Consider the following 24348-nt stretch of genomic DNA (forward strand, 5'->3'; position numbering starts at 1 on the left):
GTGATCAGCCCAAATTGTCCTGAATCACGCTCAACACTTTGCGCGCCACGTCAGCCGGCGCCACGGTGTTGATGTTTTTCTCGACGGTGACCTGGACGTTCTCGCCGACCTTGCTCAGGCGAACCTGATAGCGCTCGGCACGGGACTCGACTTCTTCCTTGCTCGGCGCGCTGCCGAACAGGCCGCTGAAGAACCCGGGCTTGTCGTCTTTCTTCTCGGCTTTTTCAGCGAGGTTGATGTAGTACAGGCCAAGGCTGCGGTTGATGTCTTCAACCCGCCATTCGCCTTGCTCCAGCGCACGACCGACGCTCGACCAGGCACGATCCAGGTCGGTACCGACGTTCAGCACCGGGTTGCCGCTACCATCTTCGCTCAGGCTGATGCGGCTTGGCGCGTCAAAGTCACGGGACGCCAGCATGGACACCGAACCGCCCTTCTCGGAGATACGGCTCATGCTCGCCAGCATGTCGTCGACCAGTGCCGCGTCCAGGCCAGTGTTGACCGAACGGTTGGTAAAGGCGACATCGGCAGTGCTGCCGGCAGGACGCTCGGCGGTAACCACGTAGATTTCACTGGTATTGCGCTGTACACCCGGCTCGATACGTACCCGGGCACGGATTTCGCTGTCAGAGGCGACGCCGGCTGCGCTCAGGCGCTTGGCCATTGCGGCGGACAGTTCGTCGGAATGCTGCCAGGTGGTGGTGAACTCGCCGGTTTGCGGACGCTGTTCGTCCAGGCGGAAACCGTTGTCCTGAAAGAACTGTACGGCCACGGGCCAGGCTTCCGCTGGCGGGTTCTGCGCCAGGATCGAGCGCGTATCGCCGCTCTTTTGCAGCGAGTAGGCGCTGGCGTCGGCGGCGGCCGTCAATGGCTGAGGCCGCGGTACGACGTATTCGCCCTTGGCGGTGTCATCGGCGACGTTGCGCGGAATCGGCAACAGCGGATCCAGGCGCTTGGCGGTGGTGATATCCGGTGGCAATTGCATCGGTGCAGTCTGTTGCGCTTCCAGGTAGTCGCTACCACGGTCACGGAAATAACCATCCGGGCCCCAGAGCCATCCACAGCCACTGGTGCTGGAGATGATCAAGGCAAGCGCGGAAAGTCCGGCCATTCGCTTCATGCGTTGTACTTCCTCAATTAAACCAGGACGCCGGACTGGCGCATGGCCTGCCGCAGCGGTTCGTGACATTCGGCGCTGAGCCAGGTGAGCGGCAGACGGATTCCGTCCGGCATCAGGCCCATTTCATGCAGCGCCCATTTCACGGGAATTGGATTGGACTCGATAAACAGGGTTTTATTGAGTGGCATCAGTTTTTGGTGAATGGCGCGGGCCTTCTCGGCTTCGCCGTTCAGTGCAGCAATGCACAGGTCGGCCATGTCACGCGGGGCGACGTTGGCCGTCACCGAAATGTTGCCTTTACCGCCCAGCAGGATCAGTTCGACAGCGGTGGCGTCGTCACCGGAGATCACCAGGAAGTTGCTGTCGACGCCGTCGATGATGGCCTTGGCGCGCTGCAGGTCGCCGGTGGCTTCCTTGATACCGATGATGTTCTTGACGGTCGACAGGCGGATCACGGTCTCGGCCAGCATGTCGCAAGCGGTGCGGCCTGGCACGTTGTAGAGGATCTGCGGGATGTCGACGGCTTCGGCGATCGCCTTGAAGTGCTGGTACAGGCCTTCCTGGGTCGGCTTGTTGTAGTACGGCGTGACCAGCAGGCAAGCATCGGCGCCAGCGTTCTTCGCATTGGTGGTCAGCTCGATCGCCTCGCGAGTCGAGTTGGCGCCGGTACCGGCGATGACCGGAATGCGGCCGTTGACCTGCTTGACTACGCGACGGATCACTTCGATGTGTTCGCTCACATCAAGGGTGGCCGATTCACCTGTAGTGCCGACCGCCACGATGGCGTGGGTGCCGTTTTGCAGGTGAAAGTCCACCAGTTTGCTCAAGCTGTCCCAGTCGAGACGACCTTGTGCATCCATGGGTGTGACCAGTGCCACCATACTGCCCGCAATCATGCAACCGCTCCTGCCGGAAAAAGAGAGCCGTAATGGTACTGGCGCCAAGATGCTTGTACAAGCGAAGTACTGCGCTGCCGCCATTCCCCTTGGCGCTGCTTTTCGCTACCCTTCAGACTTTGATCGATACTGCTAAGCTCGTATTTCGGGTTTGCGCCTCCATTTTCGACATCACAAGCCCCCGATCCAGGGTTGCCACCCCCGCTCCTGCCGCTCTGGAGCCACGTTGCGACCTTGTGCCCGAGGCTTTGCGAATTCGCATGCGCAGGCTCGCTCCCGGCAAAACCCGCCGATAGAAGTACCGACCGCTCATCGCTTTAGGAATGCTGCATGTCCACCCCCACAGTTCGCGAACAATTCCTTGTCATCAGTGCCCTCGGCGCCAACCCCATGGAGCTGACTAACGTCCTGTGCCGCGCCAGCCATGAAAATCGCTGCGCCGTGGTCACCTCCCGCCTGACCCGTCATGGCGAGTGCAGTGCGCTGGTCCTCGAAATCTCTGGCAGCTGGGACGCCCTGGCTCGCCTGGAAGGCAGCCTGCCGACCCTGGCAAAGCGGCACGCCTTCACCGTCAATGTGGTCCGCAGCGCGGCCCTGGAAAACCGTCCCCAGGCGTTGCCCTACGTGGCCTATGTCAGCTCGGCCTACCGCTCGGACATCATCAACGAGCTGTGCCAGTTCTTCATGGATCACAACGTCGAGCTGGAAAACCTGACCTGTGACACCTATCAGGCGCCTCAGACCGGCGGCACCATGCTCAACGCCACGTTTACCGTGACCTTGCCGGCCGGTGTGCAAATCAGCTGGTTGCGCGACCAGTTCCTCGACTTCGCCGACGCACTGAACCTCGACGCCCTGATCGAACCATGGCGTCCACAGAACCCAATGTAAGGAAGCATTCATGGCCGTTGCACTCGACCAACCGGTTGCCGACTTCGAAGCACCCGCCACCAGCGGGCAAACCGTGCGCCTCGCCGACCTCAAGGGCAAGCAGGTAGTCATCTACTTCTACCCCAAGGACAGCACGCCGGGCTGCACCACCCAGGGCCAGGGCTTTCGCGATCAGCTGGACGCCTTCAAGGCGGCCAACACCGAAGTGTTCGGTGTGTCCCGCGACAGCCTCAAGTCCCATGAGAACTTCAAGGCCAAGCAGGCCTTTACCTTCGAGCTGATCAGCGACAAGGAAGAAGCGCTCTGCCAGCTGTTTGATGTGATCAAGCTGAAAAAGCTCTATGGCAAGGAATACATGGGCGTGGATCGCAGCACGTTCCTGATCGACAAGGACGGTGTGCTGCGTCAGGAATGGCGTGGCGTGAAGGTACCGGGGCATGTGGATGCGGTGTTGGCGGCGGCACAGGCCCTTAACCAAGCCTGATTAATTGGATGTCTGTTCTGACGCCTTCGCTGGCAAGCCAGCTCCTACAATGGTCGCGCGCACCTTGTAGGAGCTGGCTTGCCAGCGAAGAGGCCCTCAAAGCCCGTATTCAAAGGAGCGGCGCCACCACCGGCTCCTTGCGCGGCCACGCATCCAGCACGGCCTTGAACAGCGTCGCCAGGGGAATCGCAAAGAACACCCCCCAGAAGCCCCATAGCCCGCCAAACAACAACACCGCGCAGATGATCGCCACCGGATGCAGGTTTACCGCTTCCGAGAACAGCAACGGCACCAGCACGTTACCGTCCAGCGTCTGGATAATCCCGTACACCGCCATCAGATAAATGAACTGATCGCTCCAGCCCCACTGGAACAGCGCAATCAGGAACACTGGCACGGTGACCACCACCGCCCCCACGTAGGGCACGACCACCGAGATGCCCACCAGCAAGGCCAGCAGCGCCGCGTAGTTGAGGTCCAGGACCACAAAGGCGACGTAGGTCACCCCACCACAAATGAAGATCTCGATGACTTTGCCACGAATGTAGTTGGCGATCTGTCGGTTCATCTCACGGGCGACGCGGGTGATCAGCGCCCGCTCGCGGGGCAGGTAGCCGCGCACCCACTGGCCGATCATCTCCCGGTCCTTGAGAAAGAAGAACACCAGGATCGGCACCAGCACCAGGTAGATCATGATGTTGACCAGCAGGGGCAGGCTGGACAGCGAAAACGTCAGCGCCCATTGGCCAAACTTGCCGATCTCGCCCCGCGCCACTTCGATGGCCTGCAGCACCTGCTCGTCGGACACCAGGTGCGGGTAGCGCTCCGGCAGCAACAGCAACAGCGTCTGCCACTTGGCGAGCATGCCAGGCAATTCGTTGAAAAGAGTGATCAGTTGATGCCAGAGCAACGGCACCACGACCACCATGAACACCAGCAGCAGCCCCATGAATAGCGCGAAGACCAGCCCCACCGCGACGCCACCCGGCACCCGCAAGCGCTCGAGGCTCACCACCAGGCCCTGCATCAGGTAGGCCAGTACCATCCCCGCCAGCACCGGCGCGAGCATTCCGCCCAAGGTCAGCACGGCGGTGAATGCCAGGAACAACAGGACCGCCAGAACCACGGCTTCTTCGTCGGAGAAATAGCGCTGAATCCAGTCGCGCAACACTTTGAACATCAATAATCCTTAAGAACGAACGCAGCAGGTTTCAGGCTTTTTTCAACCAGTAACGGTAAATGCCCGCTTCATCTTCTTCACGAAGCAGCGTATGACCGGCCAATCGGGCAAAGGTGCGGAAATCACGCTGCGAACCCGCATCGGTGGCAATGACCTTGAGCACCGCGCCACTGGCCATCCGGTTAAGTTCCATCTTGGCCTTGAGCAACGGCAAGGGGCAATTGAGGCCACTGGCGTCGAGCTCAACATCATGGGCTACAGCGTCGATCATTGCATCACTCCGGGTCAGGTGGTTGAGTTACCTAGAATATCTGGTCGCAAGGCTGGTGTCCGGCTACAGTAAGCTCTTTGTCGACTAAGGCTCTGTGCATGACTTTTTTGCGCCCTACCCTGCTGACGCTCGCTTGCCTGCTCGCCTCACCGGGCTTCGCCGACGACCTGCCGTCACTCGGCGACGCCAGTTCTGCCATTGTCTCGCCGCAACAGGAATACCAATTGGGCCGCGCCTGGCTTGCCCTGTTGCGCAGCCAGGTGGCGCAGCTCAACGACCCGCAGCTCAAGGACTACGTCGAGTCCAGCGTCTACCGCCTGGTGGAGACCAGCCAGGTCAATGACCGGCGCCTGGAGTTCATCCTGATCAACAGCCCGCAACTCAACGCGTTCGCGGCGCCCGGCGGAATTGTCGGGGTCAACGGCGGCCTGTTCCTCAATGCGCAGACCGAAGGCGAATATGCCTCGGTACTGGCTCACGAATTGGCTCACTTGTCGCAGCGCCACTTTGCCCGTGGCGTCGAGGCCCAGCAACGCATGCAAGTACCAATGATGGCCGCGTTGCTGGCCGGTATCGTGATCGCGGCGGCCGGTGGCGGCGATGCCGGTATTGCGGCGATTGCAGGGACGCAGGCGGCGGCTATCCAGGAGCAGCGGCGATTCTCTCGGCAAAACGAACAGGAAGCCGATCGCATCGGCATCGTCAATCTGGAAAAGGCCGGCTACGACCCGCGCTCCATGCCCACCATGTTCGAACGCCTGGGGCGCCAGTACCGCTTCGACGCCAAGCCACCGGAATTCCTGCTGACTCACCCGGTGACCGAATCACGTATCGCTGACACCCGCAACCGTGCCGAGCAGGCCCCGCAAGGCGGCATCGAAGACACCCTGCGCTATCAGTTGATTCGCGCACGGGTGCAGCTGATCTATGAAGAAACCCCGGGCCTGGGCGCCAAGCGTTTCCGCGCCCTGCTGGATGAAAACCCGAAAAGCGATGTGGCGCGCTACGGTCTTGCGATCGCCCAGATCAAGGGTGGCCAGCTGAACGAAGCACGGGAAAACCTCAAGTTGCTGCTGGCCAAGGCGCCGAACGAGATCATCTACAACCTCGCCCAGGTCGATCTGGACATCACCAACAATCGCCTGCCGGATGCACAGTCCCGGGTGGACCGGATGCTGGCGCAGTACCCCGGCAATTATCCGCTGAACCAGGTTCGCGTCGACCTGTTGCTGAAACAGAACCGCGCCGCCGATGCCGAAAAGGCCCTCGAAGGCCTGCTCAAATCGCGTCCGGACGATCCGGATGTGTGGTATCAGGTCGCCGAAACACGCGGACTGTCAGGCAATATCATTGGCCTGCACCAGGCGCGCGCCGAGTATTTCGCGCTGGTGGGCGACTATCGCCAGGCCATCCAGCAGCTGGACTTTGCCAAACGCAAAGCCGGCACGAACTTCCCTCTGTCCTCGCGCATCGATGCCCGCCAGCGCGAGCTGATGGAGCAGGAACGCATGATCAAGGACATGATGGGCTGACAAGTTTGCGCACCCGCAAAAAAAAACCGCCTCTTTCGAGGCGGTTTTTTCATTCAGCCAACCAGCAGATTATTCAGCCAGCTTGAAGGTGATGAAGCTCGCACGGTTCTGGCGCAGTACGCGCATCGACACCGAACGATTCTTCGGCAACGCCTTGGCAATGTCCGTGAACTCCTTGGCCGAACCGATCGCCTGATTGTTCAGGTGAGTGATGATATCGCCTGGCTGCAGGCCGATCATCGACGCAGGACCGTCCTGGACTTCCTTGATCACCACGCCACCCTTGAGGTCGTAGGTTTTCTTCTGTTCGTCCGTCAGCTCGGCCACAGCGACGCCAAGGCGGTTGCTGCTGCGCTCGATGCTCGACTGCGGCAGGTCGTCCAGCTCCTTGCCTTCTTCCGGGATTGCGCCAACAGTCAGCTCGACATTCTTGCGCTTGCCTTCACGGATCACTTCCAGATTGGCCTTGGAGCCCGCCTTCAATGCGCCCACCAGATGTGGCAGATCGGCGGACATGACGATCGGCTGGCCATTCATGGTCAGGATCACATCGCCTACCTGCAAACCGCCCTTGGCAGCCGGGCCGTCATCCTGGATCTGAGCGACCAGTGCACCGGCCGGTTTATCCAGGCCGAACGATTCCGCCAGGTCCTTGTTCACTTCCTGAATCACCACACCCAGCCAGCCACGGCTTACCTTGCCGCCGCTTTTCAGCTGATTGGACACGTCCATGGCCACATCGATAGGGATCGCGAACGATACACCCATGAAGCCGCCGGAACGGGTGTAGATCTGCGAGTTGATCCCGACCACTTCACCATTGAGGTTGAACAGCGGCCCACCCGAGTTACCCGGGTTGATAGGCACGTCAGTCTGGATGAACGGCACGTAGTTTTCATTGGGCAGGCTACGTCCGACAGCACTGACGATACCCTGGGTCACGGTATGGTCGAAACCGAACGGCGAGCCGATTGCCACGACCCATTGCCCGGCTTTCAGATCCTGGGACTTGCCCAGTTTCAGGACCGGAAGATCCTTGGCTTCGATTTTCAGTAGCGCCACGTCGGAGCGCGGATCGGTGCCGATCAGCTTGGCCTTCATTTCACTGCGGTCGGACAGACGCACGAGGATTTCGTCGGCATCGGCAATCACATGATTGTTGGTCAGGATGTAGCCGTCAGGCGAAATGATGAAGCCCGAACCCAACGATTGCGCTTCGCGCTGGCGATCACCACGGGGGGACCGAGGCTCCGGCGGCATGCCGCGCTCGAAAAACTCGCGCAGCATCGGCGGCAAGCCTTCGAGGTCGGGCATCTGCTGGTTCACTCTGCGCTCAGGCAGTTTTTGCGTAGTACTGATGTTTACCACCGCAGGCGACGCCTGCTCAACCAGTTGCGTGAAATCAGGTAATTCGACCGCCTGAACAGCGACCGCCTGACCGAGCACCAGCACGGTGGCAAAAATGGAGAGGTAAGACTTCAAGCGTGGTATCGACATACGGCTCCCGTTACGACGAGCATGGTTAAGCGATATGGAGCAAGGAACACCGGGAACGATACGCCGGTATTTTTGTTCCGGGAACAACAAACAAGGCCAGAGCCGAGGGGCTCTGACCTATAAAAAATATTGGAGGGATTTGCAAATTGAAATGCTCACTAAACATTTCGATTTAACGTCACTGCTGGGTTGCAGCGGCGTCGGTGCGCATGGACAAGGCTATCCGTTCAGCGGTGCCGATCGGGATCTCACCCACTACCGTCACCACCATCTCGCCTTGCGGCGTGCTCAAGCGCCGGGAGACGGCAACGGTCGGACCCAGTTGCGTACGGGTGTCGGTGACACCTGAACCGCTCAAAGGCTCCAGGAATACCGAGAAGCGCGCGAGGCCATCGTCATACATCAGGCTGCTGACCTGGGCCTTGGTCTCGGGATTTTTGCGTACTGTACTGCTGGTCAATTCGAAACCCGGTGGCACCCAGTCGGAATGCCAGACCCGCGCCTCCTTGACCGCCGACGCCTTGTCGCTGTCGAGCTTGACCGGCTTGCACTCGGTGCCTGCCTGCAGGTCGCTGTCGGTGGGAACCGTAGAGGGGTCGAGTCGGGTGAACTGGAAGCGCTCCAGCAGCCGTCCTTTATCATCCAGCAGCAATGACTTCAGGGGCAGGCCGGTTTCCTGGTCCAGATGCAGTTCAAAACCGTAGCGATGCTGGTCACGGGGTGTCAGCGAGACAATCACTGCCGGACGCCCGGCCACGCGCGACTTGCCAATGACAGCAAGGTCATACCAATTCTTGAGCTTTTGTGGATCAAGTGAACGAGCTGGCGAGTTGGAGGTATCCCCCAGCCCTGCCATCAGGTTGCCGCTTACGCATTGAGTACGTCCATCAATGCGCACGACTTCCTGAGCGGAACCGTCGAGCTGGATCAAACGCTCGCGGACTTTGCCATCCTGGACGCGGTGCCAGATGTTGTGGGTAGAAAAACTACCGTTACGCTCGTAGACAAAAGTACCTTGAAAGCTTTGCTGCTGCTCGGCCTGGCTCAGACGGGTCAACCAGTCTTGAGCCTGATCGGCGTGGGCTGGAACAATGAACCAGCCACCGAGCAAAAGCGTAAGTAGAGGTATGGCGCGCATGATCCTCCTTAACGGTTTTCCAGGCTTGCTGCACGAGCGTAAGGCAGAGCGCTCTCGGTACCTTTCAGTGCAGCCTGTTGAGCGTGTTGGCGCAAGTAGCCAGGCAGACGTTGATCATTCCAGCCTGGTTGACCTTGCAATACACCATTGGCCATCGGACCAGTGGCTTCCGAACTCTCATTGTAGCCTGCCAGAACAGCCGGGCCCTTGACTTGTGGAACTGCCAGGCCAGGTTGGGTGGATTGCTGCGCCAGTTCGACGCCAGCGATCTCGTCCTGGTTGTACAGGCGAACACCTGCCAATACCGCCAGGGTCACCGAAGCGGCAACGGCCAGGCGACCCAGGCTGCGCCATGGACCACGGGTGGCTTTTGCCGGTACGGCTTCGTCAGCCAATGCAGCAGAAACAGCCGCGGCAATATCCAGGCGTGGAAGCAGCAGGTCTTTGTGCATCACTGCCCGAGCGATCTGATAACGAGCCCAGGTTTCACGGGTTTCAACATCGTCACAGGCACTCAGTACCCGACGCAATTCCAATTCGTCCGCTTCGTTATCCATCACTGCGGACAGCGATTCCTGCAGGGCTTCACGACTCATGGCGTTCCTCTCTTGGCTGTCGCCGCTGTCTTTAGTTTTCCTGCAACAACGGCTGCAGGGCTTTATCGATGGCCTCCCGGGCGCGGAAGATCCGGGAGCGCACGGTACCCACCGGACATTGCATGACGCTCGCAATGTCCTCGTAACTCAGACCATCGAATTCGCGTAAAGTTAAAGCCGTACGCAAATCTTCTGGCAGTTGCTGAATGGTTCGATGGACGGTGCCTTCGATCTCATCCCGCAGCAAAGCCCGTTCTGGCGACTCGAGATCCTTGAGGCCATGATCGCCATCGTAGAACTCTGCATCCTCGGAACTGACATCGCTATCCGGCGGCCGACGGCCGCGTGAAACCAGATAGTTCTTCGCCGTGTTGATGGCGATGCGGTAAAGCCACGTATAAAACGCGCTGTCTCCGCGAAAATTACCAAGTGCACGATAGGCCTTGATAAAGGCTTCCTGCGCTACATCCTGGGCTTCATGGGTGTCGTGCACAAAACGCACGATCAACCCGAGAATTTTGTGCTGGTATTTCAGCACTAGCAGATCGAATGCACGCTTGTCGCCGCGCTGAACGCGTTCGACCAGCTGCTGATCCTCTTCCTGGGTTAGCATGAACACTCCTCGATAAGCTCGGAGGAGGCTTGCATTACTAAACGACCGGGCTTGCAAACATAGACTCGGGCTTTTCGCAAAAGTTCTCCCCCTCCAGGCAAGTTTCCTGCGGGCTCTGATTCGGCACGCACGAAAAACGCAGCGCGAGATTCCCCGGCTGCGCGAATAATCTTGTCATCGGTTTCGCCGGCAAGGATTCCAACCGCCATCCTGCGATGAAACCGACACTGTCCCTTGATTCAGGCAACCGTCTATTGATCTTGGGCCTTTGGCAAAAGTTCCAAAAAATATAGCTGCCCGAAATCGACATTGTGCAACCCTGAAGCGAAAAAGAGTGTTAAATCCACGATACAGTTCGCTTGTCGCCGAACCGGTGGAAAAAACATCCGACGAAGCGTCGGCCGTTTTCCGTCACAGTAGTTTCACAATGCCATATCGGCTCGGCTATTGTGCCGCTCCCCCCCTCTATATACTAGTGGGCTGTGCGGCTGCCGGGCATGCCTGTCCAGATGTCTGGCACCTACCCCGACCCGGGTCGCTTTGAGCGGAATCCTGAAATGAGCCAACAGTTTCAACACGATGTCCTGGTAATCGGCAGCGGTGCTGCCGGCTTGAGCCTTGCGCTGACCTTGCCCGGTCATTTGCGCATCGCCGTATTGAGCAAAGGCGACCTCGCCAATGGCTCGACGTTCTGGGCCCAGGGAGGGGTCGCCGCCGTACTGGATGACACCGACACTGTCGAGTCTCACGTCGATGACACCCTCAACGCCGGTGGCGGGCTATGTCACGAAGATGCCGTGCGCTTTACCGTCGAGCACAGCAGAGAGGCCATTCAATGGCTGATCGACCAGGGCGTGCCGTTTACCCGCGATGAACAGTCCGGCACCGAAGATGGCGGATTCGAGTTCCACCTGACCCGTGAGGGCGGACACAGCCATCGGCGCATCATCCATGCCGCCGATGCCACCGGCGCGGCGATTTTCCGGACGCTGCTCACCCAGGCCCAGCAACGGCCGAACATCGAATTGCTGGAACAGCGGGTCGCAGTCGACCTGATTACCGAAAAGCGCCTGGGCCTTGAAGGCGATCGCTGCCTGGGTGCCTACGTGCTCAACCGTGGCACCGGTGAAGTCGACACCTACGGCGCCCGTTTCGTGATCCTCGCCTCCGGCGGTGCCGCCAAGGTCTACCTCTATACCAGCAACCCCGACGGCGCCTGCGGTGATGGCATCGCCATGGCCTGGCGCTCGGGCTGTCGGGTGGCGAACCTGGAATTCAACCAATTCCACCCCACCTGCCTGTACCACCCGCAAGCCAAGAGCTTCCTGGTCACCGAAGCCCTGCGCGGCGAGGGTGCGCACCTCAAGCTGCCCAATGGCGAACGCTTCATGCCGCGCTTCGACCCCAGGGCCGAACTGGCACCACGGGACATCGTCGCCCGGGCCATCGACCATGAGATGAAGCGGCTTGGCATCGACTGTGTCTATCTGGACATCAGCCACAAATCCGAAGACTTCATCAAGACGCACTTCCCCACGGTATACGAACGCTGCCTCGAGTTTTCCATCGACATCACCAAACAGCCGATCCCGGTGGTGCCGGCGGCGCACTACACCTGTGGCGGCGTGATGGTCGACCAGCAAGGTCGCACCGACGTGCCAGGGCTGTACGCGATCGGCGAAACCAGCTTCACCGGCCTGCACGGTGCCAACCGCATGGCCAGCAACTCGTTGCTGGAGTGTTTCGTCTACGCGCGCTCGGCGGCGGCGGACATCGTGGAACAATTGCCGCAGATCTCGGCCCCGGTCGCCCTGCCCGCCTGGGACGCCAGCCAGGTCACCGATTCCGATGAAGACGTGATCATTGCGCACAACTGGGACGAATTGCGCCGGTTCATGTGGGACTACGTGGGCATCGTGCGCACCAACAAGCGCCTGCAGCGGGCGCAACACCGGGTGCGCCTGTTGCTCGACGAAATCGACGAGTTCTACAGCAACTACAAGGTCAGCCGGGATTTGATCGAACTGCGCAACCTCGCCCAGGTGGCTGAGCTGATGATCCTGTCAGCCATGGAGCGCAAGGAGAGTCGCGGCCTGCACTACACCCTCGACTACCCGAACATGCTGCCGGTCGCCCGGGACACTATCCTGGTGCCGCCCACCTACGCCGGCTAAACTTGAGCCGTACTCGCAGGCGTCGGTGCAGATCCGCCGCCTGCGAGTCTCGGGGCACGCAGATTGTCCTGAGCCGCCGCTCACCGCGTAGACGAAAGCGCAACACCACGATCAACGGCAACGCCAGGCTATCCGGACGCAGTTGTACCGCCTGCCATCCCTTCGCCTGATTCCACAGCTGCCAGCCATCGGCGTCACGACGCAAGCCGCGAAATGCCTGTGGGTGCGTCAGTAAAATCTGCCGAGGCAAGGTCCAGGCGCCGTGCAACAGACAGCACAAGGCACCGGGCAGACTGGCCCAGAGCGGTATGGCGAGCAGGTACAACGCACCCAGCGCGAACGCCTGGGCCACAAGATACGCCGCCAGCAACTGCCGTGAGGCATGCCAGCGGCATTCGAACCCGTTACTTGGGCTGGACACGATCCAGGATCATGCGAACCATGCGCTGAAGTTCAGGGTCTTCGGATTCGGCGCGCTCCATGAACCAGCCGAACATGTCCTGATCTTCGCATTCGAGCAGCCTGACGTAGCAGGCGCGATCCACTTCGTTGAGGTGCGGATAAACCTCTTTCACAAACGGCACCAGCAGCACGTCAAGCTCAAGCATGCCGCGGCGGCTGTGCCAGTAGAGGCGATTCAGTTCAACATCTTCGACCATGGAGCGCTCCTCAAATAGGCCGCAAGTATACAGCCCCGCGCCCCATCGAACAGTCGGCTTTGGTCGGGCACGACGAACCTTTGTGAACTACCCATTTCAAGGGCAGCCCCTTATCATGTCCACCAGACTCTCTACCCTGCGATGACCCATGGCCGATTCCGCTTTTTTCTGCACGCTGTCTCATGAAGGTGTCCTGGCGGTCCGCGGCGCGGACGCCGGCAAATTCCTGCAAGGCCAACTGACCTGCAACCTCAATTACCTGAGCGACACCCAGGCCAGCCTCGGCGCGCGTTGCACGCAGAAAGGCCGGATGCAGTCGAGCTTCCGCATCCTGCTCGAAGGTGATGGCGTACTCCTGGCCATGGCCAGCGAGTTGCTCGAACCGCAATTGGCGGACCTGAAAAAATACGCGGTGTTTTCCAAGTCCAAACTGACTGATGAAAGCGCTGCCTGGGTGCGTTTCGGCGTGGAGCATGGCGATGCGGCGTTGAAAAGTCTCGGCCTTGATTTGCCGGCAGAGACCGACAGCGTGGTGCGCCATGACGGCTTGATCGCCATTCGCGTCTCGCCCGAACGCGCCGAACTCTGGGTGGCCGCCGATCAAGCCGACGGGATCAAGGACAAGCTGTCCGCCCTGCTGCGCGAAGGTGACCTCAATCATTGGCTGCTGGGCCAGATTCGCGCCGGCATCGGCCAGGTGATGCCAAGCACCCGCGAGCTGTTCATCCCGCAGATGCTCAACCTGCAAGCCGTCGGTGGCGTGAGTTTCAAGAAAGGCTGCTACACCGGCCAGGAAATCGTCGCGCGCATGCAGTACCTGGGCAAACTCAAGCGCCGCCTGTATCGCCTGCAACTGGATGCCGGCGAACTCCCGGAACCCGGTACCCAGCTGTTTGCCCCGAGTCACGGCAGTTCGATCGGTGAAGTGGTGCTGGCCGCCAATGCCGCCAATCACATTGAACTGTTGGCCGTGTTGCAAGCCGAAGCTGCAGAAGGCGGCGACATTCATCTGGGCGCACTCGACGGCCCGGCCCTGCTCCTGCTCGACCTGCCGTATGAACTGGACCGCGATCGCGAAATCCAGCGTTAACCGCGGTACTTTTTTGCAACACCTAGAGAAGCGTGATGAGAGAGCTGGCGGAAAAGGTCCAACAGGATTTGGTTGAGGCCATCGATAACGATGACCTGGTTCTGCCAACGTTACCGGAAGTGGCCTTGCAGATACGCAAGGCCGCCGAAGACCCGGAAATCAGTATCGGTAGCCTGAGCAAAGTGATTGGCCGCGACACCGCCCTGTCAGCGCGGCTGATCAAGGTGGTCAACAGCCCATTGCTGCGCGCGGCACAGGAAGTCACCGACTTGCACACCGCGATCACGCGGCTGGGCATCAACTACAGCAGCAACCTGGCCATCGGCCTGGTCATGGAACAGATCTTCCATGCACGCTCCGCCGTGGTCGAACAGAAAATGCGCGATGTCTGGCGCAAAAGCCTGGAAATCGCCGGCGTCAGCTATGCGCTGTGCCGCTACTACACCCAGCTCAAGCCTGATCAGGCGGCCCTTGGCGGGCTGGTGCACCAGATCGGGGTATTGCCGATCCTGACGTACGCCGAAGATCACTACGAACTGTTGTCCGATCCGGTCAGCCTCAACCATGTGATCGACCGTATTCATCCATTGCTCGGCGACAAGCTGCTGCGGGTCTGGGAGTTTCCGGAGCCGCTGGTGCAGGTGCCGCGGCACTACCTGGACTTCAAGCGAAAGTCCGCGAAGGTCGATTATGTCGACCTCGTCCAAGTGGCCAGCCTGTACTGCCACAAAGACACCGACCACCCGATTTCGCGCATCGACCCCTTTGGCGTACCGGCCTTCGTCAAGCTTGGGATCGATCCGGACAACAAGGCGATGTGTGCTGACCTGGAAGAAACGCGGTTGATGTTTTATTGACCGAACACCGCGTCGCCCCATTCGCGAGCAAGCCCGCTCCCACATTGGAATGCCTTTCAATGTGGGAGCGGGCTTGCTCGCGAAGAGGCCAGAACAGCCCCCATCATTCCCCGGCCATAAAACTCACCCGCACCTTCAGCCCCGCCTTCTCTCCGTCATGCAGGCTGATCTGCGCCAGGTGCGCGCGGCAGATCTCGCCGACAATCGCCAACCCCAGGCCTGAACCCGCCACCTGCTGATTGCGCCGGTAGAAACGCTCGAACACCCGATCACGCTCATCGAGGGGAATCCCCGGCCCGTCGTCCTCGACTTCCAGCACCGCCGGGGCCGACACCCGCAAGATCACGTTGCCGCCGGCAGGCGTATGGGCCAGCGCGTTATCCACCAGGTTGCTCAACAGTTCGTTGAGCAGCGTCGGTTCGCCGCGCAACCACACCGGTTCGTCCGCTTCCAGCGCCAGGGCCACACCGCGCTTGTGAGCCAGCGGCGCCATGGCCATGCCCAGGTCACGCGCCAATTGACTGAGGTCGAGCAATTGCGCGCCGCCCTCGGCAATCGCCCTGGCACCGTTTTCCACCCGGGCCAGGGAGAGCAATTGATTGGCTAGATGGGTCAGGCGATCGGTGCCCTGGGCGGCAGTTTCCAGCGTGCTGCGCCAGGTTTGCGGCTCGCTCGAGCGCAGGCCCAGTTCCAGCCGCGCCTTGAGTGCCGCCAAGGGCGTGCGCAGTTCGTGGGCGGCATCGGCGATGAATTGCGCTTGTTTTTCGAACTGTCCACGTAGTCGCTCGGTGAAATGATTGAGCGCACGCACCAGAGGCCACAACTCTCGCTGCACTTCGACCAGGGGCAGCGGCCGCAAGTCATCGGGCTGGCGCTCCTCCACCGCGGTACGCAAACGCTCCAGTGGACGCAGCGCCGCACTGACCGCAAACCACACAACCATCAAGGCGCCAATCGCCAGCATGCCCAGGCGCAACAGGGTGTCGCCGGCCAGGCTGCGGGCCATGCTGACGCGGGCCTCATCGGTCTCCGCCACGCGGATCTCCGCCATGCCGTTCATGTTCGGCTCGCTGACAGCCTTGAGCAGGCTGACCACGCGCACGTTCTGCCCCCGATAAGTCGCGTTGTAAAAACGCGCCAGCGCCGGGTAGTCGTCGGTGCGCGGAGTTCCAGGTGGCGGCGCCGGCAGGTTTTCGTAGCCGGAAATCAGCTTCTGGTTGATGTCGTTGACCAGGTAGAAAATCCGCCCTGCACTGTCGTAGGCGAACGTATCGAGGGCCACGTAGGGCACGTCCAGGCTGAGGCTGCCATCACGTTCGGACAGGCCGGCGGCGATGGTCCGCGCCGAGGCCAGCAATGTCCGGTCATAGGCCGTGTCGGCCGCTTCGCGCCCGTTCCAGTAAGCACTCAAGCCACTGGCCAGCATCAATACCACCAGCAACAGCGCGAGGTTCGACAACAACCGCCAACGCAGGCTGCTGGCCTTATGCATCACGGCTTTCCAGCAAATAGCCGAGACCGCGGAACGTCACGATGGCCACCGGGTGACCGTCGAGTTTCTTGCGCAAGCGGTGTACGTAGATTTCGATGGCGTCAGGACTGGCTTCTTCGTCGAGGCCGAAGACCTGTGAGGCCAGTTGCTCCTTGCTCATCACCCGGCCGGGACGGGCGATCAGGGCTTCGAGTACGGCCTGCTCGCGGGAGGTCAGGGTCAGCAATTCTTCACCAAGGGTAAAGCGCCGGGTCTCCAGGTCGTAAGCCAGCACACCACAGCGTTGCAGGCGCTCGCCACCCAACACGCTGCGGCGCAACAGGGCCTTGACCCGGGCTTCAAGCTCGGTGAGCTCGAAAGGCTTGGCCAGGTAATCGTCGGCGCCCAGGTTCAGGCCATGGACGCGATCCTTGACGTCGCTGCGGGCGGTCAGCATCAACACCGGAAGGTTCTTGCCACGGGCACGCAGGCGCGCCAGCACCTCGAAACCATCCATGCGCGGCAGGCCGACGTCGAGAATCGCCATGGCGTATTCCTCGCTACCCAGCGCCAGGTCGGCCGCGACGCCATCGTGCAGCACATCCACGGTCAACCCGGTGCTCTTGAGCGCCTGGGCGACGCTTTCGGCGAGCTGCAGATGGTCTTCGACGAGCAGGACACGCATGGATCATTACCTCGTTCAGGGATGGTCGACGCCATTCTTTGGCGCGGAGTTTACAGCGGCATCCGCCTCTGTGAAGCCCGAAAAACCGTGAAAGCCCGATGAAAGGTTAGCGAAAGGTTCGACCGTTAGAGTCGACCCACGGATGGTTTCGATCACAGCCATCGATCGTGCTTTGAAATGTAGCTCCCGAAAAACGCCTCGATGCGTTTTCGCCAATAAGAACAATAATGAGGTACTTCGCCATGCTGTCCAGCCAGCGCCAGATTTGCCCACCCCGCCCCTTTTCCCGCTCCCCGTCGTTTACGCTTGCCGGCGCCGTTATCGGCTGCGCGAAGCGAAACCGCTGCATCTGAAACATCCCCCAAAAACAAAAACTCCTGTGGAGACAAACATGAATCGATCACTGCGCCGTTTCGCCCTCGCCGCCAGCTGCATGCTGTTTGCCGGCCAACTGATGGCCGAGCCCAAGCGCCCGGAATGCATCGCCCCGGCCTCGCCCGGCGGCGGTTTCGACCTGACCTGCAAACTGGCGCAGAGCGCGCTGGTCAACGAAAAGCTGCTGACCAAGCCGATGCGCGTGACCTACATGCCCGGCGGTGTCGGCGCAGTGGCCTATAACGCAGTGGTCGCCCAGCGCCCGGCGGATGCCGGCACGCTGGTGGCCTGGTCCAGCGGTTCGTTGCTGAACCTGGCCCAGGGCAAGTTCGGTCGTTTCGATGAAACCAACGTGCGCTGGCTGGCCGCCGTCGGCACCAGCTACGGCGCCATCGCAGTGAAAAGCGATTCGCCCTACAAGACCCTGGACGATCTGGTGCAGGCGCTGAAGAAAGATCCGAGCAAAGTGGTGATCGGTTCCGGCGGCACCGTCGGCAGCCAGGACTGGATGCAGACCGCGCTGATCGCCAAGGCCGCCGGGATCAACCCGCGTGACCTGCGTTACGTCGCCCTCGAAGGCGGCGGTGAAATCGCCACCGCCCTGCTCGGCGGCCACATCCAGGTCGGCAGCACCGACATCTCCGACTCCATGCCGCACATCCAGAGCGGCGACATGCGCCTGCTGGCAGTGTTCTCCGACAAGCGCCTGGACGAGCCGGAGATGAAAGACATTCCGACCGCCCGCGAGCAAGGCTACGACATCGTCTGGCCAGTGGTGCGCGGTTTCTACCTCGGGCCAAAAGTCAGCGACGAAGACTATGCCTGGTGGAAAGACTCCTTCGACAAACTGCTGGCCTCCCCCGAGTTCGCCAAGCTGCGCGATCAGCGTGAACTGTTCCCGTTCGCCATGACCGGCCCGGAACTGGACACCTACGTGAAGAAACAGGTTGCGGACTACAAAGTGCTGGCCAAAGAGTTCGGCCTGATCCAGTGATCGCCTCTGTCTAGCGGCTGCGACTCCGTTTGGCGGAGTCGCGGCACAGGAGTTCCCCCATGCTCTTACAACGCATTTTTGCTTCGGTGCTGTTGCTGGCCTGTCTCGGCCTCGCGCTGATGGCCTGGCCGTATCAAGCGGCTTTTTCCTACGAACCGGTGGGGCCTCGGGCCTTTCCGCTGTTGATGCTTGGCCTGATGGGCTCAGCGCTGTTGTACATGGTGTTCCGTCCGGCTCCGATCAAGCACAGCGAAGACGAGCCGCCGCTGGATCGCGAAACCCTGACCAAGATCGGCATCTGCGTAGCGCTGCTACTGGTGTTCGCCGGCACCTTCGAACCGCTGGGTTTCATCGTCGCCAGCATCCTGATCGGCGTGCCCATGGCCCGTCTGTATGGCGGTCGCTGGGTGCCAAGCATCGTGATCATCAGCCTGATGGCCGTCGGCCTCTACCTGCTGTTCGACAAGTTGATGGACGTGCCACTGCCACTTGGCGTGCTCGACGTTCTGGAGAACTGATATGGATACTCTTGGCTATTTGGGTCAGGGCTTCGGCGTCGCGCTGAGCCCGTACAACCTGGTGACCGCACTCTGTGGCACCCTGATCGGCACCGTGGTCGGCCTGCTGCCGGGCCTGGGGCCGATCAACGGCGTGGCGCTGCTGATCCCCATCGCCTTCGCTCTCGGTCTGCCACCGGAATCGGCACTGATCCTGCTGGCGGCGGTGTACCTGGGTTGCGAATACGGCGGCCGGATCAGCTCGATCCTGCTGAACATTCCGGGCGAAGCTTCCACCGTGATGACCACCCTCGATGGCTACCCGATGGCCCGCAAAGGCCTGGCCGGCGTGGCGTTGTCGCTGTCGGCGTGGAGCTCGTTCATCGGTGCCTTCATCGCCACCTGCGGCATGGTGCTGTTCGCCCCGCTGCTGGCGAAATGGGCGATCGCCTTCGGCCCGGCGGAATACTTCGTGCTGATGGTGTTCGCCATTGTCTGTCTTGGCGGCATGGCCGGTGACCGCCCGTTGAAAACCTTCATCGCGGCGCTGATCGGCCTGTTCCTGTCGACCGTCGGCATCGACGCCAACAGCGGCGTGTACCGCTTCACCGGGGACAACATCCACCTCACCGACGGCATTCAGTTCGTGGTACTGGTGCTGGGCCTGTTCTCCATCAGTGAAATCCTGCTGTTACTGGAGAAAACCCACCACGGCCAGGAAGCGGTGAAAGCCACCGGCCGCATGATGTTCAACTTCAAGGAAGCGGCGTCGGTGTTCGTGGTGAACCTTCGTTGCGGCGTCCTGGGTTTCATCATGGGCGTATTGCCGGGTGCCGGAGCGACCCTGGCCAGTGCCGTGGCCTACATGACCGAAAAACGCATGGCGGGCGCCAAGGGCACGTTCGGCCAGGGTGACATGCGTGGCCTCGCGGCCCCGGAAACCGCCATCGGTGGCGCGGCCTGCGGTGCCCTGGTGCCGATGCTGACCCTCGGCGTTCCGGGCTCGGGCACCACGGCGGTGATGATCGGCGCCCTGTCGCTGTACAACATCACCCCCGGCCCGCTGCTGTTCCAACAGCAACCGGACATCGTCTGGGGCCTGATCGCCTCGTTGTTCATCGCCAACGTGATGCTGGTGATCCTCAACATTCCGATGATCCGCATCTTCACCCGTATCCTCGCCGTGCCGAACTGGGCGCTGGTGCCGGTGATCGCGATCATTACCGGGATCGGCGTCTATGCGGTGCACGCCACCACCTTCGACCTGTTCCTGATGATCGGCATCGGCATCTTCGGCTACATTCTGCGCAAGCTGGACTTCCCACTGTCGCCCGTGTTGCTGGGTTTCATTCTCGGCGGCCTGATGGAACAGAACCTGCGTCGTGCCCTGTCGATTTCCAACGGTGCGCTGGAAATCCTCTGGTCTAGCCCGATCACTTTCGGTTGCTGGGTCCTGACGGCGATCATGCTGTTGATGCCGCTTATCCGCATCTGGCGCAAACGTTCGGCCGCGCAACGCGCTATCGCCGATGTCTGATCGGTCCCCCTTCATACTCTGGTGGGGAACCCCGCTGGTCGGCCTGCTGGGCGGTTATCTCGCCAGCCAGGTCGGCTGGCCTTTACCGTGGATGGTCGGCTCGTTGCTGGCGATCATCCTGGTGCGCTGCCTGACACCCTGGCAACTGGCGGAAATCCCTGGCGGGCGCAAGTGCGGCCAGTGGATCATCGGCATCGGCATCGGCCTGCACTTCACCCCGGTGGTGATGGAGCAGGTGCTGAGCCATTTCGGCCTGATCTTCTTCGGCGCCCTGGTCACCAGCCTGTCAGCGGTCGTCGGCGTGTGGCTGATGCGTCGCACGGGTGAAGATCGCGCCACGGCGTTCTTTTCCAGCATGCCCGGTGGTTCCGGGGAGATGGTCAATCTTGGCGCACGCAACGGTGCGGTGCTCAGTCGGGTCGCGGCCGGGCAAAGTTTGCGGGTATTGGTGGTCGTGCTTTGCGTACCGGCGGCCTTCAAATACTTGTTGGGTGACGGTGCGCCGATTGCCCACGCCGGCAGCATCGATTGGGGCTGGCTGGCGGTGTTGATACCGGCAGGGGCGGTGGCGGCCTGGGTCTGGGAACGACTGCGTCAACCCAATCCCTGGCTGTTCGGTCCCTTGCTGGTGAGCGCATCGGTGAGCATTGGTTGGGACCTGCACATCGGCTTGCCCAACGGTGGCAGCCAGATCGGCCAATGGCTGATCGGCAGCGGCCTGGGGTGTCACTTCAATCGTCAGTTTTTCCGGCGCGCGCCGTCGTTCATGGGCCGGACCTTGATCGGCACGGTGTTGACCATGTTGATCGCCACGGCGGCAGCGCTGGGCTTGAGTGCGCTGACTCACCTGGATCTGCGCTCGCTGACGCTGGGCATGATGCCCGGCGGGATTGCCGAGATGAGCCTGACCGCCGAAACCCTGCAATTGTCGGTGCCGCTGGTAACGGCGATGCAGGTGATGCGGCTGTTGTTCGTGTTGTTTCTGGCGGAGCCGTTGTTCAAGTACTGGAACCGCAATCCAGAGTCCTCCTGACCTGATCGTTCCCACGCTCTGCGTGGGAATGCAGCCCGGGACGCTCTGCGTCCCATTCAGAGCCGAACGCGGAGCGTCCGTTGAGGCATTCCCACGCAGAGCGTGGGAACGATCATTGGACGACCGGTGGCAAGCGCCACTCGATCGGCGTCTCGCCATTCTGCTCCAGGAACTTGTTGGTCCGGCTGAAATGCCCGCACCCGAGGAAGCCGCGATAGGCCGACAGCGGTGACGGGTGCACCGAGGTCAGCACCAGGTGCTTGGTGGCATCGATCAGCTTTTGTTTGCTCTGGGCATGGGCGCCCCACAGCATGAACACCAGATGCGGTTGCTGCTGGCTGACCACTTCAATGATCCGGTCGGTGAAAAACTGCCACCCCTTGTCCTTGTGCGCGTTGGCGTTGGCACGCTCCACGGTCATGGTGGTATTGAGCATCAACACGCCCTGCTCGGCCCAGCTTTGCAGGTAGCCATGGCTGGGGATGTCGATGTTCAGGTCGCGCTTCAATTCTTTATAGATATTGACCAGCGACGGCGGCGCCGGCACGCCCGGTTGTACCGAGAAACACAGGCCGTGCGCCTGGCCCGGGCCGTGATACGGGTCCTGGCCGAGAATGACCACCTTGACCTTGTCCAGCGGCGTGGAATTGAGCGCGTTGAAGATCATCGGCCCCGGCGGATAGATTTCCTTGCCCGCCGCCCGCTCGTCCTGGAGGAATTTTCGCAACTCTGCCATGTAGGGCCGGTCGAATTCGGCACGCAGTGCCTCCTTCCAGCTCGGTTCGAGTTTGATACGGTCGTCAGCAGTCATGGTTACATCCGGCAAAAACAATGGGGCGAACCCTAGGAAAGCCCATCACGCTTGTCAATTGATCTGACACAGATCCGGCACTTTCCCACACAGCGATCATACTTAACCCTCAAATTCCCCAGCGAGGTCACCGATGAATCTGCATTTCGAAGAACTCACCGGCACTGACGGCGCCCGCATCGGCATTGCCACACTGGATGCCGAGCAATCGTTGAACGCCCTGTCCCTGCCGATGATCAACGCCCTGCGCGACAGGTTGGACGCCTGGGCCAAGGAACCGCAAATCGTTTGCGTGATGCTGCGCGGTCACGGCATCAAGGCCTTCTGTGCCGGCGGCGAAGTGCGCAGCCTGGTCGAGGCCTGTCGCGCCCATCCGGGCGAAGTCCCCCCCTTGGCCGCAAATTTCTTCGCCGCGGAATATCGCCTGGACTTCAGTCTGCATACCTATCCAAAACCGCTGATCTGCTGGGGCCACGGCTATGTGCTGGGGGGCGGCATGGGGCTGTTGCAGGGAGCGAGCATTCGGATTGTCACCCCGAGCAGCCGGCTGGCCATGCCGGAGATCACCATCGGCCTGTACCCGGACGTCGGCGCCAGCTGGTTCCTGTCACGCTTGCCCGGCAAACTCGGATTGTTTCTGGGCTTGACCGGTGCCCACATGAACGGTCGCGATGCGATCGATCTCGACCTGGCTGATCGTTTCCTGCTCGACGAGCAGCAGCCACAGCTGATCGAAGGCCTGCTGCAGTTGAACTGGCAGGAACAGACGCCGATGCAACTCAACAGCCTGCTCAAGGCCTTGCAGCAGGAGGCCGTTGCGCAGATGCCCGAAGCCCAGTGGCTGCCTCGCCGCCAGCAGATCGATGAACTGCTGGACGTCAGTGATGTGCGCTGTGCCTGGAAGGCCATCGCCGCCCTGCGCGATCACGCCGACCCGCTGCTCAACCGCGCCGCGCGCAACCTGATCGAAGGCTCGCCGCTGACCGCGCATCTGGTCTGGGAACAGATCAAACGAGCCCGCCACCTGTCGCTGGCGCAAGTCTTCGAGATGGAATACACCCTGAGCCTCAACTGCTGTCGCCATCCCGAATTCAGCGAGGGCGTGCGCGCACGGTTGATCGATAAGGACCAGAAACCCCACTGGCATTGGCCGGACGTCAACAACGTGCCGGATGCGGTGGTAGAGGCGCATTTCCACAAGGTCTGGGAAGGTCGTCATCCGTTGGCGGATCTGTCGGATTACTGAACCAAATGTGGGAGCGGGCTTGCTCGCGAAGGCGGAGTGACAGTCGACATTAACGTTTCCTGACACGCCCTATTCGCGAGCAAGCCCGCTCCCACAGGTATTGCTTTAATGCATGAGACTAGCGGTGGTTGCCCCGGCCGTCGTGATCACCGCGACCGTTATGATCGCCCCGGCCGTTATGGTCACCTCGACCGCCGCGGTTGTTGTTGCGTCCACCCCGATCATCGTTGTTCCAGCCGCCGCGGTTACGGCCATCCCAACCATGCGCCCGGTAGTCTGGGCGAGCCTGGTAATAGCGTGGTGCCGGTTGGTAATAGCGCGGCGCCGGTTGATAAACCCGCGGCTGGTGGTAATAGCGCGGTGTGGGCTGGTAATACCGTGCAGGCGGCGCGTAGTACCGGCGCGGTGGCGTGTAGTAACCGCCGCCGTTGGAGTAGTAAGAGCCGCCGCCGGCGTAATAGGGCGCTGGCGAGGTGTAGACCTCGGAACTGTAATAACCGGCTCCTCCATCGGAATATGGTACGCAACCATTCAGAAACAAACCCAACACGGCAATCAGAAGAATTTGTCGATGCATAGCGGCCTCCTGGACCGCGAGTGAGCCATACCAGCGACGCTGGCAAGCGACAGTCAAACTTTCTGTGACTGTCGATAGATCAGACATCGAATTCGAGATCTGGTGCGTTTCCGCAATACGTTGA

Annotated in this window: 25 protein-coding genes; 11 read left to right on the plus strand and 14 right to left on the minus strand. The window is 61.0% G+C overall.

Translation table 11 applies throughout. The features are described 5' to 3' along the window. Positions 1–4: 4 nt before the first annotated feature. Together bamC and dapA are read right to left on the minus strand one after the other, a co-directional pair. Entirely contained in the window at positions 5–1120 is a 1116-nt protein-coding gene (bamC, locus tag NQL71_RS07370) for an NlpB/DapX family lipoprotein (RefSeq protein ID WP_046816761.1), read from the minus strand. A gap of 17 nt (positions 1121–1137) precedes the next feature. After that, positions 1138–2016, minus strand: a complete 879-nt coding sequence (gene dapA / locus NQL71_RS07375) for a 4-hydroxy-tetrahydrodipicolinate synthase (protein WP_046816760.1) — start codon at positions 2014–2016, stop codon at positions 1138–1140. Between the two features lie 330 nt (positions 2017–2346). Here dapA and NQL71_RS07380 point away from each other — a divergent pair, with 330 nt between their 5' ends. Both NQL71_RS07380 and NQL71_RS07385 read left to right on the plus strand, forming a co-directional pair. Next, positions 2347–2907: a glycine cleavage system transcriptional repressor gene (locus NQL71_RS07380; protein WP_008055980.1), complete on the plus strand. Its 561-nt coding sequence runs from the start codon at positions 2347–2349 to the stop codon at positions 2905–2907. Between the two features lie 10 nt (positions 2908–2917). Beyond that, positions 2918–3391, plus strand: a complete 474-nt coding sequence (locus tag NQL71_RS07385; protein WP_046816759.1) for a peroxiredoxin — start codon at positions 2918–2920, stop codon at positions 3389–3391. A gap of 109 nt (positions 3392–3500) precedes the next feature. Here the strand turns inward: NQL71_RS07385 and NQL71_RS07390 are convergent, their stop codons facing one another. Together NQL71_RS07390 and NQL71_RS07395 are read right to left on the minus strand one after the other, a co-directional pair. Beyond that, positions 3501–4571 carry an AI-2E family transporter gene (locus tag NQL71_RS07390; protein WP_046816758.1) on the minus strand — a complete coding sequence of 357 codons (1071 nt, stop codon included), beginning with the start codon at positions 4569–4571 and terminating at the stop codon, positions 3501–3503. A 31-nt stretch (positions 4572–4602) separates the two neighbouring features. Then, complete coding sequence (locus tag NQL71_RS07395; protein ID WP_020797803.1) at positions 4603–4842, minus strand: sulfurtransferase TusA family protein; 240 nt, start codon at positions 4840–4842, stop codon at positions 4603–4605. A 98-nt stretch (positions 4843–4940) separates the two neighbouring features. Between NQL71_RS07395 and NQL71_RS07400 the strand changes: the two genes are divergently transcribed. Next, entirely contained in the window at positions 4941–6374 is a 1434-nt protein-coding gene (locus tag NQL71_RS07400; RefSeq protein ID WP_046816757.1) for a M48 family metalloprotease, read from the plus strand. 69 nt (positions 6375–6443) lie between these two features. Here the strand turns inward: NQL71_RS07400 and NQL71_RS07405 are convergent, their stop codons facing one another. The 4 genes from NQL71_RS07405 to rpoE form a co-directional block, all read right to left on the minus strand. After that, positions 6444–7871 carry a DegQ family serine endoprotease gene (locus NQL71_RS07405; RefSeq protein WP_046816756.1) on the minus strand — a complete coding sequence of 476 codons (1428 nt, stop codon included), beginning with the start codon at positions 7869–7871 and terminating at the stop codon, positions 6444–6446. A gap of 178 nt (positions 7872–8049) precedes the next feature. Beyond that, positions 8050–9009 carry a MucB/RseB C-terminal domain-containing protein gene (locus tag NQL71_RS07410; RefSeq protein ID WP_046816755.1) on the minus strand — a complete coding sequence of 320 codons (960 nt, stop codon included), beginning with the start codon at positions 9007–9009 and terminating at the stop codon, positions 8050–8052. Positions 9010–9017: 8 nt separating this feature from the next. After that, positions 9018–9605, minus strand: a complete 588-nt coding sequence (locus NQL71_RS07415; RefSeq protein WP_077184187.1) for a sigma-E factor negative regulatory protein — start codon at positions 9603–9605, stop codon at positions 9018–9020. 31 nt (positions 9606–9636) lie between these two features. Continuing rightward, entirely contained in the window at positions 9637–10218 is a 582-nt protein-coding gene (rpoE, locus tag NQL71_RS07420) for an RNA polymerase sigma factor RpoE/AlgU (RefSeq protein ID WP_003172477.1), read from the minus strand. Positions 10219–10775: 557 nt separating this feature from the next. On the opposite strand from rpoE, the gene nadB reads away from it, so the two are divergent. Then, entirely contained in the window at positions 10776–12392 is a 1617-nt protein-coding gene (nadB, locus tag NQL71_RS07425; RefSeq protein ID WP_046816753.1) for an L-aspartate oxidase, read from the plus strand. Here nadB and NQL71_RS07430 read toward each other — a convergent pair. Both NQL71_RS07430 and NQL71_RS07435 read right to left on the minus strand, forming a co-directional pair. Further along, positions 12361–12813, minus strand: a complete 453-nt coding sequence (locus NQL71_RS07430) for a protein YgfX (protein ID WP_046816752.1) — start codon at positions 12811–12813, stop codon at positions 12361–12363. The two genes, nadB and NQL71_RS07430, sit on opposite strands and share 32 nt — an antisense overlap. Beyond that, positions 12797–13051, minus strand: a complete 255-nt coding sequence (locus NQL71_RS07435; protein WP_007898624.1) for an FAD assembly factor SdhE — start codon at positions 13049–13051, stop codon at positions 12797–12799. The genes NQL71_RS07430 and NQL71_RS07435 overlap by 17 nt, the downstream gene beginning before the upstream one ends. Before the next feature lie 148 nt (positions 13052–13199). Between NQL71_RS07435 and ygfZ the strand changes: the two genes are divergently transcribed. Both ygfZ and NQL71_RS07445 read left to right on the plus strand, forming a co-directional pair. After that, entirely contained in the window at positions 13200–14141 is a 942-nt protein-coding gene (ygfZ, locus tag NQL71_RS07440) for a CAF17-like 4Fe-4S cluster assembly/insertion protein YgfZ (protein ID WP_274642477.1), read from the plus strand. A gap of 35 nt (positions 14142–14176) precedes the next feature. Continuing rightward, entirely contained in the window at positions 14177–14998 is an 822-nt protein-coding gene (locus tag NQL71_RS07445; protein ID WP_046816750.1) for an HDOD domain-containing protein, read from the plus strand. A 103-nt stretch (positions 14999–15101) separates the two neighbouring features. On the opposite strand, the gene tctE is transcribed toward NQL71_RS07445, so the two are convergent. Then, a complete protein-coding gene (gene tctE, locus NQL71_RS07450) occupies positions 15102–16490 on the minus strand; it encodes a two-component system sensor histidine kinase TctE (RefSeq protein WP_274642478.1) in 1389 nt (462 codons plus the stop codon). Beyond that, the gene (gene tctD, locus NQL71_RS07455) at positions 16483–17154 is read right to left on the minus strand and encodes a two-component system response regulator TctD (protein WP_008055965.1); all 672 of its coding nucleotides are present in this window, start codon (positions 17152–17154) and stop codon (positions 16483–16485) included. The genes tctE and tctD overlap by 8 nt, the downstream gene beginning before the upstream one ends. Positions 17155–17545: 391 nt before the next feature. Between tctD and NQL71_RS07460 the strand changes: the two genes are divergently transcribed. The 4 genes from NQL71_RS07460 to NQL71_RS07475 are packed head-to-tail and all read left to right on the plus strand — an operon-like array spanning position 17546 to position 21590. After that, entirely contained in the window at positions 17546–18523 is a 978-nt protein-coding gene (locus NQL71_RS07460) for a Bug family tripartite tricarboxylate transporter substrate binding protein (RefSeq protein ID WP_077184197.1), read from the plus strand. 59 nt (positions 18524–18582) lie between these two features. Then, positions 18583–19041, plus strand: a complete 459-nt coding sequence (locus tag NQL71_RS07465) for a tripartite tricarboxylate transporter TctB family protein (RefSeq protein WP_046816746.1) — start codon at positions 18583–18585, stop codon at positions 19039–19041. A gap of 1 nt (position 19042) precedes the next feature. Continuing rightward, positions 19043–20557 carry a tripartite tricarboxylate transporter permease gene (locus NQL71_RS07470; protein ID WP_046816745.1) on the plus strand — a complete coding sequence of 505 codons (1515 nt, stop codon included), beginning with the start codon at positions 19043–19045 and terminating at the stop codon, positions 20555–20557. Next, on the plus strand, positions 20550–21590 hold the full coding sequence (locus NQL71_RS07475) for an AbrB family transcriptional regulator (protein WP_046816744.1): 1041 nt from the start codon (positions 20550–20552) through the stop codon (positions 21588–21590). Before NQL71_RS07470 ends, NQL71_RS07475 begins: the two co-directional genes overlap by 8 nt. Before the next feature lie 112 nt (positions 21591–21702). Here the strand turns inward: NQL71_RS07475 and ung are convergent, their stop codons facing one another. After that, positions 21703–22401: a uracil-DNA glycosylase gene (gene ung, locus NQL71_RS07480; RefSeq protein ID WP_046816743.1), complete on the minus strand. Its 699-nt coding sequence runs from the start codon at positions 22399–22401 to the stop codon at positions 21703–21705. A 133-nt stretch (positions 22402–22534) separates the two neighbouring features. Here ung and dspII point away from each other — a divergent pair, with 133 nt between their 5' ends. Further along, on the plus strand, positions 22535–23647 hold the full coding sequence (gene dspII / locus NQL71_RS07485; RefSeq protein ID WP_046816742.1) for an enoyl-CoA hydratase/isomerase DspII: 1113 nt from the start codon (positions 22535–22537) through the stop codon (positions 23645–23647). Between the two features lie 118 nt (positions 23648–23765). Here the strand turns inward: dspII and NQL71_RS07490 are convergent, their stop codons facing one another. Beyond that, positions 23766–24224, minus strand: coding sequence for a hypothetical protein (locus NQL71_RS07490; protein WP_077184201.1), 459 nt, complete (start codon positions 24222–24224; stop codon positions 23766–23768). Between the last annotated feature and the right edge of the window lie 124 nt (positions 24225–24348).

The organism is Pseudomonas serbica (genome assembly GCF_028823535.1).
Classification (GTDB): Bacteria; Pseudomonadota; Gammaproteobacteria; order Pseudomonadales; family Pseudomonadaceae; genus Aquipseudomonas; species Aquipseudomonas serbica.

Excerpts from the sequence above, each read along its gene's own strand:
- nadB (WP_046816753.1), top strand. The coding sequence starts at position 10,776 with ATGAGCCAACAGTTTCAACACGATGTCCTGGTAATCGGCAGCGGTGCT.
- bamC (WP_046816761.1), bottom strand. The coding sequence starts at position 1,120 with ATGAAGCGAATGGCCGGACTTTCCGCGCTTGCCTTGATCATCTCCAGC.
- tctD (WP_008055965.1), bottom strand. The coding sequence starts at position 17,154 with ATGCGTGTCCTGCTCGTCGAAGACCATCTGCAGCTCGCCGAAAGCGTC.
- NQL71_RS07380 (WP_008055980.1), top strand. The coding sequence starts at position 2,347 with ATGTCCACCCCCACAGTTCGCGAACAATTCCTTGTCATCAGTGCCCTC.
- NQL71_RS07465 (WP_046816746.1), top strand. The coding sequence starts at position 18,583 with ATGCTCTTACAACGCATTTTTGCTTCGGTGCTGTTGCTGGCCTGTCTC.
- NQL71_RS07435 (WP_007898624.1), bottom strand. The coding sequence starts at position 13,051 with ATGGTCGAAGATGTTGAACTGAATCGCCTCTACTGGCACAGCCGCCGC.
- NQL71_RS07470 (WP_046816745.1), top strand. The coding sequence starts at position 19,043 with ATGGATACTCTTGGCTATTTGGGTCAGGGCTTCGGCGTCGCGCTGAGC.
- NQL71_RS07445 (WP_046816750.1), top strand. The coding sequence starts at position 14,177 with ATGAGAGAGCTGGCGGAAAAGGTCCAACAGGATTTGGTTGAGGCCATC.
- dapA (WP_046816760.1), bottom strand. The coding sequence starts at position 2,016 with ATGATTGCGGGCAGTATGGTGGCACTGGTCACACCCATGGATGCACAA.
- NQL71_RS07475 (WP_046816744.1), top strand. The coding sequence starts at position 20,550 with ATGTCTGATCGGTCCCCCTTCATACTCTGGTGGGGAACCCCGCTGGTC.
- NQL71_RS07460 (WP_077184197.1), top strand. The coding sequence starts at position 17,546 with ATGAATCGATCACTGCGCCGTTTCGCCCTCGCCGCCAGCTGCATGCTG.
- rpoE (WP_003172477.1), bottom strand. The coding sequence starts at position 10,218 with ATGCTAACCCAGGAAGAGGATCAGCAGCTGGTCGAACGCGTTCAGCGC.
- NQL71_RS07395 (WP_020797803.1), bottom strand. The coding sequence starts at position 4,842 with ATGATCGACGCTGTAGCCCATGATGTTGAGCTCGACGCCAGTGGCCTC.
- ung (WP_046816743.1), bottom strand. The coding sequence starts at position 22,401 with ATGACTGCTGACGACCGTATCAAACTCGAACCGAGCTGGAAGGAGGCA.
- tctE (WP_274642478.1), bottom strand. The coding sequence starts at position 16,490 with ATGCATAAGGCCAGCAGCCTGCGTTGGCGGTTGTTGTCGAACCTCGCG.
- NQL71_RS07385 (WP_046816759.1), top strand. The coding sequence starts at position 2,918 with ATGGCCGTTGCACTCGACCAACCGGTTGCCGACTTCGAAGCACCCGCC.
- NQL71_RS07410 (WP_046816755.1), bottom strand. The coding sequence starts at position 9,009 with ATGCGCGCCATACCTCTACTTACGCTTTTGCTCGGTGGCTGGTTCATT.
- ygfZ (WP_274642477.1), top strand. The coding sequence starts at position 13,200 with ATGGCCGATTCCGCTTTTTTCTGCACGCTGTCTCATGAAGGTGTCCTG.
- NQL71_RS07400 (WP_046816757.1), top strand. The coding sequence starts at position 4,941 with ATGACTTTTTTGCGCCCTACCCTGCTGACGCTCGCTTGCCTGCTCGCC.
- NQL71_RS07390 (WP_046816758.1), bottom strand. The coding sequence starts at position 4,571 with ATGTTCAAAGTGTTGCGCGACTGGATTCAGCGCTATTTCTCCGACGAA.
- NQL71_RS07415 (WP_077184187.1), bottom strand. The coding sequence starts at position 9,605 with ATGAGTCGTGAAGCCCTGCAGGAATCGCTGTCCGCAGTGATGGATAAC.
- NQL71_RS07490 (WP_077184201.1), bottom strand. The coding sequence starts at position 24,224 with ATGCATCGACAAATTCTTCTGATTGCCGTGTTGGGTTTGTTTCTGAAT.
- NQL71_RS07405 (WP_046816756.1), bottom strand. The coding sequence starts at position 7,871 with ATGTCGATACCACGCTTGAAGTCTTACCTCTCCATTTTTGCCACCGTG.
- dspII (WP_046816742.1), top strand. The coding sequence starts at position 22,535 with ATGAATCTGCATTTCGAAGAACTCACCGGCACTGACGGCGCCCGCATC.